The organism is Thermoactinomyces sp. CICC 23799 (genome assembly GCF_016055145.1).
Classification (GTDB): domain Bacteria; phylum Bacillota; class Bacilli; order Thermoactinomycetales; family Thermoactinomycetaceae; genus Thermoactinomyces; species Thermoactinomyces intermedius.
In genome coordinates, this window is the sequence record NZ_JAECVV010000002.1 from 38,552 (window position 1) to 51,686 (window position 13,135).

The 13,135-nt window shown below is 48.9% G+C and carries 12 protein-coding genes; 3 read left to right on the forward strand and 9 right to left on the reverse strand.

The window, feature by feature from the left end; genetic code table 11:
• Position 1: 1 nt before the first annotated feature.
• On the reverse strand, positions 2-937 hold the full coding sequence (hprK, locus tag I8U21_RS02620; protein WP_181731393.1) for an HPr(Ser) kinase/phosphatase: 936 nt from the start codon (positions 935-937) through the stop codon (positions 2-4).
• A gap of 248 nt (positions 938-1,185) precedes the next feature.
• On the opposite strand from hprK, the gene I8U21_RS02625 reads away from it, so the two are divergent.
• Together I8U21_RS02625 and I8U21_RS02630 are read left to right on the forward strand one after the other, a co-directional pair.
• Positions 1,186-1,833, forward strand: coding sequence for a class D sortase (locus tag I8U21_RS02625; RefSeq protein ID WP_181731392.1), 648 nt, complete (start codon positions 1,186-1,188; stop codon positions 1,831-1,833).
• Positions 1,799-2,320 (forward strand): DUF84 family protein, encoded by a 522-nt coding sequence (locus I8U21_RS02630; RefSeq protein WP_181731391.1) that lies wholly within the window; start codon positions 1,799-1,801, stop codon positions 2,318-2,320. Before I8U21_RS02625 ends, I8U21_RS02630 begins: the two co-directional genes overlap by 35 nt.
• 39 nt (positions 2,321-2,359) lie before the next feature.
• Here the strand turns inward: I8U21_RS02630 and I8U21_RS02635 are convergent, their stop codons facing one another.
• Complete coding sequence (locus tag I8U21_RS02635) at positions 2,360-2,695, reverse strand: phage holin family protein (protein WP_181731390.1); 336 nt, start codon at positions 2,693-2,695, stop codon at positions 2,360-2,362.
• Between the two features lie 210 nt (positions 2,696-2,905).
• Positions 2,906-3,316 carry a DUF302 domain-containing protein gene (locus tag I8U21_RS02640; RefSeq protein ID WP_198053211.1) on the reverse strand — a complete coding sequence of 137 codons (411 nt, stop codon included), beginning with the start codon at positions 3,314-3,316 and terminating at the stop codon, positions 2,906-2,908.
• A gap of 290 nt (positions 3,317-3,606) precedes the next feature.
• Between I8U21_RS02640 and I8U21_RS02645 the strand changes: the two genes are divergently transcribed.
• Positions 3,607-3,837 carry a DUF2553 family protein gene (locus I8U21_RS02645; protein ID WP_181731388.1) on the forward strand — a complete coding sequence of 77 codons (231 nt, stop codon included), beginning with the start codon at positions 3,607-3,609 and terminating at the stop codon, positions 3,835-3,837.
• A gap of 19 nt (positions 3,838-3,856) precedes the next feature.
• On the opposite strand, the gene I8U21_RS02650 is transcribed toward I8U21_RS02645, so the two are convergent.
• The 6 genes from I8U21_RS02650 to I8U21_RS02675 all read right to left on the reverse strand — a co-directional run bounded on the left by I8U21_RS02650 (position 3,857) and on the right by I8U21_RS02675 (position 13,021).
• The gene (locus I8U21_RS02650; RefSeq protein ID WP_181731387.1) at positions 3,857-4,066 is read right to left on the reverse strand and encodes an alpha/beta-type small acid-soluble spore protein; all 210 of its coding nucleotides are present in this window, start codon (positions 4,064-4,066) and stop codon (positions 3,857-3,859) included.
• A gap of 84 nt (positions 4,067-4,150) precedes the next feature.
• The gene (uvrA, locus tag I8U21_RS02655; RefSeq protein ID WP_198053212.1) at positions 4,151-7,030 is read right to left on the reverse strand and encodes an excinuclease ABC subunit UvrA; all 2,880 of its coding nucleotides are present in this window, start codon (positions 7,028-7,030) and stop codon (positions 4,151-4,153) included.
• Between the two features lie 3 nt (positions 7,031-7,033).
• The gene (gene uvrB, locus I8U21_RS02660) at positions 7,034-9,013 is read right to left on the reverse strand and encodes an excinuclease ABC subunit UvrB (protein ID WP_198053213.1); all 1,980 of its coding nucleotides are present in this window, start codon (positions 9,011-9,013) and stop codon (positions 7,034-7,036) included.
• A 151-nt stretch (positions 9,014-9,164) separates the two neighbouring features.
• Complete coding sequence (locus I8U21_RS02665; RefSeq protein WP_198053214.1) at positions 9,165-10,283, reverse strand: PDZ domain-containing protein; 1,119 nt, start codon at positions 10,281-10,283, stop codon at positions 9,165-9,167.
• Positions 10,284-10,361: 78 nt separating this feature from the next.
• A complete protein-coding gene (locus I8U21_RS02670; RefSeq protein ID WP_181731383.1) occupies positions 10,362-11,813 on the reverse strand; it encodes a S41 family peptidase in 1,452 nt (483 codons plus the stop codon).
• A gap of 125 nt (positions 11,814-11,938) precedes the next feature.
• Complete coding sequence (locus I8U21_RS02675; protein WP_198053215.1) at positions 11,939-13,021, reverse strand: murein hydrolase activator EnvC family protein; 1,083 nt, start codon at positions 13,019-13,021, stop codon at positions 11,939-11,941.
• Positions 13,022-13,135 lie beyond the last annotated feature (114 nt).

Genomic DNA, 13,135 nt, shown 5'->3' on the forward strand with positions numbered 1-13,135 from the left:
ATCAATCAAATTCCTCACTGTCATCAATCGCCGAACCCAATTGCTGGACAAATTGTTGCGCGGCATGATAACCCATTTGCTTCAACCGGTAGTTCATGGCCGCCACTTCAATGATCACCGCCAGGTTTCTCCCCGGGCGCACCGGAATGGTCAACTTGGGAATTTCTGTGTCGATAATGCGGATTTTCTCTTCATCCAAGCCCAATCGGTCATATTGGCGTTCTTCTTTCCATGCTTCCAAGTGAATGGCCAGCGAAATTTTCTTTTTATCGCGCACGGCTCCGGCTCCAAACAGGGTCATGACATTAATGATCCCGAGTCCCCGGATCTCCAGGAGGTAACGGATCAATTCCGGGGCATGTCCGACCAGTGTCCCCTCTTCGGACTGGGTGATTTCCACCGCATCATCGGCAACCAACCGATGGCCGCGCTTCACCAGTTCCAATGCCGTTTCACTTTTGCCGATTCCGCTTGAACCCGTAATCAACACACCGATTCCATACACATCCACCAACACCCCGTGCATCGTGGTGGCCGGGGCCAAGTATTTTTCCAGGTAATTCGTCAATTTGCTGGCAAATTTGGTGGTGGCCAGTGAAGTGCGCAAAATCGGCACCTTTTTCTTCTTGGAAGCCTGGATCAATTCGACCGGCACTTCCAACTGCCGCGTCACGATAAAACAAGGGATTTCCGAATGGCACAACCGCTCCAAACGTTCCTCTCTTTTTTGCCTGGTCAATCCCTCGATAAAGGACAATTCTGTTTTGCCAAGCAACTGCAAACGTTCGACCGGATGATAAGTGAAAAAACCTGCCAACTCCAATCCCGGCCGGTACAAATCCGCGACGGTCACGGCACGGTCCAATTGATCCCAACCATAAATCACTTCCAGGCGAAACTCTTGAATCAGCTTTTCCAATGTAACCTTTTTACTCATCGTCCGTATCTCCTAACATCCAACCGGTCTTTGATTGCCGCTTTGACGGCGGACAGTTTTTATGCTCACGCATGCCATTCCTCTTGCGGCTTGACTTGTTTCATATCCTAAAATACCTTTTTTTCTGTTTCTTTGTCAAAACACAAGGAGAGATTTTCTCTCCCCGGCGTGATACAGGGAATATTTGTCTTCTTGTCGAATAAAAACCATAAACACGGAAATGGAAGCCGGCGAGGAGGAAACGCGTGATGCGCACAGTGGCCTGGCTCCTGATTCTGGCAGGCGGTATTTTCTTTTGTTACAATATGTATCATTGGCAGAAAGAAACATCGGTCGTGGAACAAAATGAACAACTGGCGGCATCCGTTGCCCCCGATTGGCATGTCCAAACCACGATGCCCTCTTTGAAACAGGGAATCCCCGTCCCGCCCCCTCCCGTCCGCCAAGGTGAAAAACTGGGCGAACTGGTGATTCCGAAACTGGGACGGATTCTCCCGATCGTCAAAGGAACAGACCCGGATTCCTTAAAAAAAGGGGTCGGATTGTATCAGGGACATGGCACGGTTTATCCCGGGGACACCGGGCACGTCGTCCTGTCCGGCCACCGGGACACCGTTTTTCGGGATTTGGGCAAACTGAAAATAGGAGACCGGTTATACATAAAATATGGGAACCATCTTTTCACTTATCAAATCCGCAAATCCTGGATCACCCACGCCGATGACCGGACCGTGATCGTTCCCATTTCCCATCCGGTTCTGACCCTGTCAACTTGTTATCCGTTTGATTTCGTGGGAGATGCCCCGGATCGGTACATCATCCGGGCGGAATTGATTCAAATTCAAGAAGGTGAAAACGAAGATGATCATCGCAGTCGGATCGACCAATCCCGCTAAAGTCGGGGCCGTTGAAGAAGCGTGGCAGGAATTTAACCGGACCGGAACGGTTTTATCCGCATCCGTTCCTTCCGGGGTTTCAGACCAGCCTTTTTCCGATGAGGAAACCATCGAAGGGGCCATACACCGTGCCCGCCGCGCCAAAAAAGCCTTGGACGCAGCCATTGGAATCGGCTTGGAAGGCGGAGTAACCGAAACGCCCAATGGTTTGTTTTTATGCAACTGGGGAGCCCTTGTGGATGAAAACAACCGCTTGCGGCTGGCCGGAGGAGCCCGCATTCCGCTTCCGGATTCATTCAGGGCTCCGCTGAATGAGGGAAAGGAATTGGGATGGATCATGGAAGAATATTCCAAACAAAAAGGGGTTCGCCGTGATCAAGGAGCCGTCGGCATTTTCACCAACAACCAGGTAAAACGAAAAGAAATGTTTATCCATGTTTGCAAACTGCTTTTCGGACAATACCAATTTTACAAACATCATTCATAAAAAGGCTTGTGCAAAACACAAGCCTTTTTATGTTGCCGGTTAATCCGTAAACCAACCCAAAATCCAGTTGGCCACGGTCATGATCAACGCCCCCAAAAATGCGGCGACAAATCCTTCCACTTCAAACCCGTCCACAAAGAAGCTGGCCATCCAAAACATGAACGTATTAATCACAAATGAAAACAAGCCCAATGTCAAAATAGTGATGGGCAAAGTCAACACCTTGATGACCGGCCGGACAATCAGATTGATGATACTCAGTGCAATCGACGCGAAAAGCGCGGCTTTCCAGCTTTCCACTTCAATTCCCGTGACCAATTGGGAAGCAAGAAAGACAGCAATGGCGCCCACGATGATTTTTAACAGGATTCTCATAAACATTCCCCTCCTTATTCCATTCATACCCGATTGTACAAAGATATAAAATGCTTTGTGAACAATCAACCCTTTTCTTGAATCTCCCTCTGTCCCGGATGAAGGAGCAGAACTTTACGGAATCCCCTCCACCGCCATGGCTGTCTTTTTTAAAATCGGACCAGGGCTGTCCGGAAAAGCCGGCGTCCCGCTTCCCGCATCACACAAGCCTCAAGATGCCATTTCTTCTCCCGTGCATTGGTTCACCATTTCGACCAGTCTTTTCTCCAGTTGCCCGGCAATCCTTTTCACCCGTTCACTTTCCACTTCTTTGGCCAATTCGCTCGGGCGGAGAACACCGACTCGTACGGTATTTTTTTCTTGATCCCAGTAAACCATGCATTTGGCCGGAAGCAAAAATCCACAGTCGGGATGTTCGGTTAACAGCTGTTTGGTCAAATCGGCGTGGGACAATTCAAGAATGTAATAAAGCTGATTGAACCGGATTCCTTGTTCAAACAATTTGGTGGAAATATCATACTTCCACAATAATCGGAATTTATGCTCGGCGATTTTTTCCTCCAAACGTTTTAGCACCTGCTCCGTCGTAGCCCCTTTCACATCCACGACATATGAATACATCTCTCTCCTCCTCTTTTCAAACCGATCTTCTCTTTTATTGTATCATGATTTCTTTCCCATCTTTAATACACTGTATTCACGATGAATAAAATCATGAAACCAAACGCATTTTTGATCCCCGTATTTGACTAATAATTAATCTCATTTTATAATTATTATAAATTGATATTGACTTTAATATATGGCCGTGCTATTGTAAGAATACAATGAATCAGCCCTTTCCTGCATTCAGGGGTCATGCCACGGGTATACTTATCTTTGGGTTTTTCAGCAAGGAGGGGATGGACGAAATGGATCGCCATCAAAAAATCACATCCGAGGTTGTTGGAAAAATTAAAAATGGCAAAGTGGTCTTATATCATCATGGAAAAACCATCGGCCATATTCCGTTGGACGAAAAGCTTCCTCATTTGGAAGAGGGCTATCAGTTCAAAAACGGAGACATCCATTCTTCACTCATCCCACCATCCCAACCTTCGCCTGACTCGTATGTGAGCGATTGCGATTTGGGATGGTGTTGACATAAAAAAGCAGGGGAAATCATTCCCCTGCTTTTCCTTTTCGCTGTTGCTCCATGACTTGGGAGCCCAGCGCCACAAGACGTTTTGTCATCTCTCCACCTACTGCCCCATTGGCACGGGCTGTGGTGTCAGCCCCCAACTCGACTCCGAATTCTTGAGCGATTTCGTTCTTCATCTGCTCCAATGATTCTCTGGCACCCGGAACGACAAGCCTGTTTCTTCTTGCCATTCGAATCACTCCTTTGTCGTAAGGTGGTGGATGAACGTCTTGCATTATTCAGTTTGTCCGCAATTCCTTGCAATTATTGATTCCTTACTTCGGGGTTGCGGTTTCTTCCCGTTTTGCCAGCAGATTTTCCATGCGTTTTTTGTCTCTTTCCAAAACCGGCGCCAAGAATTGTCCGGTATAAGATCCTTTGCTCTTGGCGACTTCTTCCGGTGTTCCTTTGGCGACGACCGTTCCCCCGCCGCTTCCGCCTTCCGGCCCCAGGTCAATCAGATAGTCGGCCGTTTTAATCACATCCAGATTATGCTCAATGACGACCACCGTATCCCCGTTTTCCACCAGCCGCTCCAACACTTTGAGCAACCGGGCGATATCATCGATGTGAAGACCGGTGGTGGGTTCATCCAGCACATATAACGTCCGCCCTTGACTCCGTTTATACAACTCCGAAGCCAGTTTCACCCGTTGGGCTTCCCCGCCGGACAATTGCGTGGCCGGCTGTCCCAGTTTGATATATCCCAGCCCCACATCATAAAGGGTTTGCAATTTCCGTTGAATCCGGGGAATGTTTTTAAAGAAGTCCAAGGATTCCTCCACCGTCATTTCCAAGACGTCTGAAATGCTTTTTCCTTTATATTTCACTTCCAAGGTTTCCCGGTTATACCGTTTCCCTTTGCATTGCTCACACGGTACGTAGACATCCGGCAGGAAGTGCATTTCAATCTTAATGATTCCGTCCCCGCGGCAGGCTTCGCACCGTCCGCCTTTGACGTTGAAACTGAAACGCCCTTTCTTGTACCCTCTCACCTTGGCTTCCGGCGTGGATGCAAACACTTCGCGGATATCATCAAACACCCCGGTGTACGTTGCGGGATTGGAACGCGGCGTTCTCCCGATCGGAGATTGATCGATGTTAATGATTTTATTCAAATGTTCGGCGCCTTCAATTTTTTTGTGCTTGCCGGGCACCGTTTTGGCTTTGCCCAGACGGCGCGCCAACCCTTTCAACAAAATTTCATTGACCAGTGTACTTTTTCCCGAACCGGAAACACCCGTCACACAGGTGAAAACGCCGAGAGGAAAGGCAACATCGATGTTTTTCAGGTTATTTTCCCGCGCTCCCGACACTTTGATCCATTTGCCGTTCGGCTCTCTCCGCTTCTGCGGCACGGGAATGAAACGGCGGCCGCTCAAGTATTCCCCTGTCAACGATTTCTCATTTTTCATCAATTCCTGCGGCGTGCCGGCAGCAACCACTTTCCCCCCGTGGGCCCCGGCACCGGGACCAATGTCGATGATATAATCGCACGCCAACATCGTATCTTCGTCATGTTCCACCACAATCAAGGTATTCCCCAAATCCCTCATCTCTTTGAGGGTGGCAATCAAACGATTGTTGTCTCTCTGATGGAGCCCGATGCTCGGCTCATCCAGAATATACAAAACCCCCATCAATTTGGACCCGATCTGGGTCGCCAGGCGAATCCGTTGCGCTTCTCCCCCCGACAATGTCCCGGCCGCACGGGACAAACTCAGATAACCGAGTCCCACATTGACCAAAAAACCGAGCCGGCTTTTAATTTCTTTTAACACTTGATAAGCGATTTGGTTTTCCTTGTCCGACAAAGACAGGTTTTGGAAAAATTCCAGCGCCTCTTTGATCGAGAGACGGGTGACCTCATCGATGTTTTTTCCGCCGACGTAGATATGAAGAATCTCCTTTCTCAGGCGGGCCCCCTTGCAAGAAGGGCAAGACTTGGTTGTCATATAGGTTTCCAAATACTCACGCACCATGTCGGAACCGGTTTCTTTGTAACGGCGGTTCAAATGTCCCACCACCCCGTCAAACCGGGCCATGGCTTCCCGTTCAAAACCGCTGTTTCTCACATATCTGAAAGGAAACCGTTCGTCGGAACCGTAAAGGAGAATTTCCTTTTCCTTTTGGCTCAAATCCTGAAACGGCTTATCCATGTCGATTTGGAAATGGTCGCAAGCGGCTTTCAACAGTTGTTCGTAATAATGATTGCCGTTGGAAGAAGACCAAGGCTCGATTGCTCCTTCGTTCAGGGAAAGGGACGGATCGGGAATCACCAGCTGCGGATCGATCACCAACCGGTTTCCCAGTCCGTCACAAGCCGGACACGCGCCGTACGGGCTGTTAAAAGAGAACATGCGCGGAGACAATTCCTCGATGCTGAACCCGCATTCCGGACAAGCCAGCTTGGAGCTGAATAACAGTTCTTCTCCGCCGATCACATCCACCAGCACCTCACCATCACTGATCGCCAGAGCGGTCTCGACAGAATCCGTTAGCCGGGTGTTCACGCCCTGTTTGACAATGATCCGGTCCACCACCACTTCGATGGTATGCTTTTTGTTTTTCTCCAGTTTGATCTCTTCAGACAAATCCCGGAGTTCCCCGTCAATTCGGACACGCACATACCCTTGGCGGCTGATGTCTTTTAAAAGCTTGATATGCTCCCCTTTTCGCCCTTTGACGACCGGTGCCAAAATCTGTATCCGGGAACGCTCCGGCAATTCCATGATCCGATCCACCATTTGCTGAACGGTTTGCGATTGAATCTCGATTCCATGCACCGGACAATACGCATGTCCCACCCGCGCATAAAGCAAGCGCAGGTAATCATAAATTTCGGTCACGGTCCCGACCGTGGAACGGGGATTGCGGCTCGTCGTTTTCTGGTCGATGGAGATCGCCGGGGACAACCCGTCAATTCCATCGACATCCGGCTTGTCCATTTGCCCCAAAAACTGGCGGGCATAAGCCGAAAGCGATTCGACATAACGACGTTGCCCTTCGGCATAAATGGTGTCAAACGCAAGTGAGGACTTTCCGGAACCGCTCAACCCCGTGATGACGACAAACTGATCACGCGGAATCGTCACATCAATGTTTTTCAGATTATGCACCCGTGCACCGCGAACGACAATCTTTTCTTGCGACATGTCTTAAACCTCCGCTTTCAATTCGATAATCAAATCTCGCAATTCGGCAGCACGTTCAAAATTCAACTCTTTGGCGGCTTGTTTCATTTCTTTTTCCAAGTCGCGGATCAACTTGTTCCGTTCAGACTTGCTCATTTTCTTCGTTTGTTTCCCTGTCACATATTCAGCGGTTTGTTCCGCCACTTTGGTCGCTTCAATCACTTCACGCACATCTTTTTTAATCGTTTGGGGGACAATTCCGTGTTTTTTATTGTAGGCCGCTTGAATTTGCCGACGACGCTCCGTTTCATCAATCGCTTTTTTCATGGAGTCGGTGATCTTATCCGCATACATCACCACTTCGCCGCGGGCATTTCGCGCAGCCCGGCCGATGGTTTGGATCAAAGAACGCTCCGAACGCAAAAAGCCTTCCTTGTCGGCATCCAAAATCGCCACCAAGGAAACTTCCGGTAAATCCAATCCTTCCCTTAACAGGTTAATCCCAATCAACACATCAAATTCACCCAAGCGCAGATCACGTAAGATTTTCATCCGTTCAATGGTTTTGATATCCGAATGCAAATAGCGGACTTTGATCCCCATTTCTTTCAGGTAATCCGTCAAATCCTCCGCCATTTTTTTCGTCAGGGTCGTCACCAGCACACGCTCATCCCGTTCGATGCGGTCATGAATCATCCCGATCAGATGGTCAATTTGCCCCTTGATCGGATGGATGTGGATTTTCGGATCCAACAACCCGGTCGGGCGGATGATCTGTTCCACCACTTCCGGCGATTTTTCCAATTCATACGGCCCCGGTGTCGCGGAAACAAACAAGATTTGATTGATTTTCTCTTCAAACTCACTGAACTTCAGCGGCCGGTTGTCTTTGGCCGACGGGAGCCGGAAACCGTGTTCCACCAACATCTCTTTTCGCGCCTGATCCCCGTTGTACATCCCGTGAATTTGCGGAATGGTGACATGGGATTCATCCACAATGATCAAAAAGTCTTTCGGGAAAAAGTCCAACAACGTGTAAGGCGGTTCCCCCGGCTTTTTGCCGACCAAGTGGCGGGAATAGTTCTCGATCCCGGAACAAAATCCGACTTCCCTCATCATTTCCAAGTCATATCGTGTCCTCTGCTCCAAACGTTGCGCTTCCAGCAGTTTTCCTTGCCCCCTCAGTTCCTTGAGGCGTTCTTCCAGCTCCTGTTCAATCCCTTTCAAAGCCCTTTCCATCACATCGGAACGGGTGACATAGTGAGAAGCCGGAAAAATGGCAACATGTTCCCTTTCCCCGATAATTTCTCCCGTCACGACATCAATTTCGCGAATCCGGTCAATCTCATCCCCGAAAAATTCCACCCGGACCGCTTGTTCACTCCGGGAAGCAGGGAAAATCTCCACCACATCGCCCCGCACCCGGAATGTTCCGCGCACAAAATTGATATCGTTTCGTTCATATTGAATATCGACCAACTTTCGCAACACTTCGTTCCGGTCCCTTTCCATTCCCACTCGCAAGGAAAGGACCAGATCCCGGTATTCTGTCGGTGAACCCAAGCCGTAAATACAAGAAACACTTGAGACGATAATCACATCTTCCCGCTCAAACAGAGCGCTGGTTGCCGAGTGGCGTAATTTGTCAATTTCATCGTTGATGGATGCATCTTTTTCTATATAAGTATCCGTTGCCGGAATATAAGCTTCAGGTTGATAATAATCATAATAACTGACAAAATATTCGACGGCATTATGGGGGAAAAATTCCTTCAACTCCCCGCACAACTGCGCCGCCAATGTCTTGTTGTGCGCAATTACCAGCGTGGGTTTGTTGACGCGGGCGATCGTTTGAGCCATGGTAAAAGTTTTCCCTGTCCCCGTGGCTCCCAAAAGGGTTTGGTACTTGTTTCCCGCCTGAATTTGGCGGACCAGTTTCTCAATCGCCTGCGGTTGATCCCCACGCGGTTCAAAATTTGACACCAGTTGGAATTGTTTTGCCATCCGACTCACCTCATTTCCACATGAAAGTATTATAACATACGGACATGCCTGATAAGAACATTCGTTCCGAATCCAAAAAAAGCCTTTCCGGTCTGGAAAGGCTTTTGATATGTTCCCGGTTTGTGCCTGAATCCCGGAGGTACCGGGAAAGTCAGGACGTGGACCGGATGCGGGTTTTTTCGTCCGCCGGAAGGGCCGGAATCACTCCCAGATCAGCCGGGTCATCCTCAAACAATGTTTTCTGGGTGATGTGCAGGTTTTGGTGTTCATCCAACACCGCCAGCTTGCAATGGGTCGCCGTTTCCGCCACCCGGGTCAGCTCTTCCATGCTCCGGACGGGCCGGCCGTTACAGCGCTGGATCACATCGCCGGTTCTTAGTCCCATCGCTTCTGCCGGAGAATCCGGAATCACCGCCAGAACCTTCACCCCTTGATGGTTGGAAACAAAATACGGCGTCGAACGTTTTTCCATCCACTTGGTTCCGAGATAAATCCCTTCATGCCCGAGTACCGCCAAGACCGCCATGATCCACTCCCCTGACTCCCGTCCTTCTGAAAAGGCCAGCCCCAAACTTAAAATCACGGCATACAACAAAATAAAGGTGGAGGTCTGCCTTTTTTGTTTTTTTAACATTCCCGACAGATTCATCCGCGCAAAACTAAAAAAAACCGGAAGCGGAATCCAACCATTTGGACCGCTCAACAGCAAAGGAACCGGCCAGCCTTTTTTCAGCATGAATCCACTCACCTGATTGACTTGAACCGGATAAGCTCCGTTCTCCCCATCCAAGCGTATCAAAACCCATTCCAACCAGTGACTGGAGGCAATCAGCCATAACCAGTCCCGGGCAGGAAAAGCATACACCATTTCGGGAACCGGGAAAGAGCCCAGCCACGTGGTCTCCGTCACCCCATAGTGAACCAGGCACAACATGCCGGCAGAATAAGCAAGACAAGCAAAGCGCAGGCCAAAGGCGGAAAAAAGGAGCGTCAGGCTCCAAACCATGAGCCAGTCCCCGGGTTGAATCTCCCACCGGATCCCGGACAAACACAGGGAACCGGCCAAACCGGCCACCGACGACCAAAAAATTGTCCGAAGCAACAAAGCCAACTTGGGTTCCAACACACTGTGAAACTTTTTGATTTCATACCGCCTGCGTACCCAAACATATACCATGATCATCCCTGTTCCCAGCCAAAAGGCCGGATGAATGAAAATTGAAAACCACTTGGTCAAAAAAGAAAGCGGATCTTCCCAAACGGACCACAATTTGCCTTCCTCCATATCATAAAAAAATACCCCAATGGAAATTATTGGGGTATTTTCTATATTTCCCGGACAAATCCTTTATTTTTTCTTCAAGAGCTCCACTGCGACCTGCAATGTCACATCATTTTTCGGGTCGCGCAAAAAGTTGATAAATGCTTGGCGCAATTTCTCGGAGGAGACCTCATCAAGTTGCCCCGTCTCCGGAATTCCTTCTTTCTTTTGGAAGGACTTGACAGCCTGTTCGGTCGAACCGTCAAAGTATCCGTCTGTGCGACCCGGATGGTAACCCAGCGCATCCAAAATCAACTGCATATTTTTGACTTCGGTTGAATTATCATCTTTTTTCAGCGGCGCATCCGGCTGGGGAGGAAGCACATTGGCATACGCGGGTTTCTTCACGGGAACATCCGGTTTGATGCCTTTGGTTCCGCCATGCTGATCAATCCAGTTGCCTTCCGGCGTCAACCATTTGGCAATGGTCAGTTTCAAGTTGCTGCCGTCATCAAAGGACTTGGTGGTCTGAACCGTTCCTTTGCCGAAAGTGGTTTCCCCGACCAACGGATATCCACCGGATTCTTTTAAAGCGGCCGCGAGGATTTCAGACGCACTCGCACTCCCTTTGTCAATCAAAACCGTGATGGGATAAGGTTTTTTGGTTTCCAGTTTGGAATGGTATTCCGTGCGGTTTCCCGACTTATCCTCCGTCATCAAGACACGTTTTTTACCGGGCACCAATTGGTCACAAATTTCCAATACAGACTGCAAAAGGCCGCCCGGGTTCCCGCGCACGTCAATGATCAGCCCGTTGATCCCCTGCTCCTCCAGTTTTTTCAGCTCTTTGGCAAAATCTTCAGCTGTATTTTCCGAAAACTGCGTCAAAGTGATCCGTCCGATTTTGTCAGGCAACATCGTTGCTTCTACGGTTTGAAGCGAAATTTCATCACGCACCACCGTAATGTTCAGCGGTTCACTGACGCCAGGACGGGAAATGAGCAATTGGGCTTTGGTCCCCTTCGGACCGCGGATTTTGCTGACTGCCTCCTGAAGGTCCATTCCTTCCAGGCTTTGCCCGTTGACTTTTAACACCTGGTCGCCGGCACGCAATCCGGCTTTTTCCGCAGGCGAATCCTTGATTGGCGCAATAATGGTCACTTGGCCGTTGGTCAATGTCACTTCGGCGCCGATTCCCGTAAAGGAAGACTGCAAATCTTCCTCAAATTGCGCGGCTTCTTTCGGACTCATATAGGCGGAATAAGGATCCCCCAGGGATTCGATCATTCCTTTGATGGCGCCGTCAATCAATTGTTCTTCATTTACTTTATGTAAATAAGAAGAAGTAATCGTTTGATATGCTTGCTTTAATTTCTCCTCGTGTGTTTCAAATGATTGAGACCGGTCAAAAGAAAACAGGGTTCCGGATTCCAGTTGATCAATCAACCCCCCGTCACCCACAACCAGCACAGTCAGCAAACTGCTGAAAATCATGGTCACAACCGTAATGATCGCGACGGTCCTGCCTTTAAAATTCATTATCAGTAAACACCCACCTTTGGATCCCCTTGCAGGCGATCCGGATCAGCCCTTTATACTCTTTAATGTATGACAACCCCGGACAAAATAGTCGTCCGGGATATTATTTTAACTATATCACATTTTTACCTCATATACCGTTCCGGGTCATAAGATGGCGGTTGGGCCCCTTCTCCGATCCGTACTTCAAAGTGCAAGTGCGGTCCTGTGGAGTTTCCGTTATTTCCAATCGCTGAAATGACCTGCCCGGCTTTGACTTCTTCCCCGGGTTGCACTTTGACCTGGCTGGGGTAACTGTGAGCATACCGGGTAAAGAAAGGCATGCCTTTATAATGTCCGTGATAAATGGTGATCAACCAACCATATCCGGAAGACGCACGGCTGGATACCACGACACCGTCAGCAGCAGCCTTGATCGGAGTTCCGATCGGCCCGCCATAATCCACTCCTGCGTGCAGTTTTTTCGTTCCAAAGATGGGATGCACACGGTATCCGTAATTAGAAGTCTTGGTGACAGTGGTCGGTTTGATAAGCGGACCGGTGTATGCAAAACGAAGCTTACCTGAACGCCATTCCGCCAGGTTGATTTGAATCAATTCTTCTTTATGTTCCTCCAGAATGCTCTCCAGCTTCTCCAAGCTGGCATCGGACGCTTCAAGTTCTTTCATCAACTTTTGATATTCTTTGTTAATTTGATCAATCAGCTTTTGTTGTTCCTCGATTTTCACCTGTTTTTCGTCAATGGCTTTCTGGCGTTCATCGACCGCTTTTTGGTATTCAGCCACGATTTTATAATCTCCTTTGACGAGAAGGCGGATAACTTCAAAGCGGTTCAAAAACTCATTGAAATCCTCCGCAGACAGCAATTGGACCAAATAGTTATTTTCTCCGTGCAAATACATCCGGCTGATGCGCCCGTCGAAGTCTTTCCGGATCTCTTGCAAATCTTTTTCCGCTTCCTGCCGCTTTTGCTCAATGGGCTCGATTTCCTTCTGGATGGACTCAATCTTTTGATCCGCTTCGTCCATCTTGCTTTTAAACTCTTCCATCTTTTGTTTCAAACTTTGCTGTTGCTCCAGGATCCCTTGTTTGTCCTCACGGACGCTGTCGATTTTTTCCCGGAGCGACTCGGCTGACACCGTTTGTGGAGGAGTCATCATTGCCGTCAGTGAAGCAATCAAAGCCATGGTTAACCATTTCTTACTCATTGATATAAGCGCCTCCCAGTCTTTCTCCTAGTTCCCCATCGCCTTCCTGTTCTCTGTTCTTTTTTATATCACTCAAAACATATCAATATGGTTTAATTCTATTTTATATGGAAA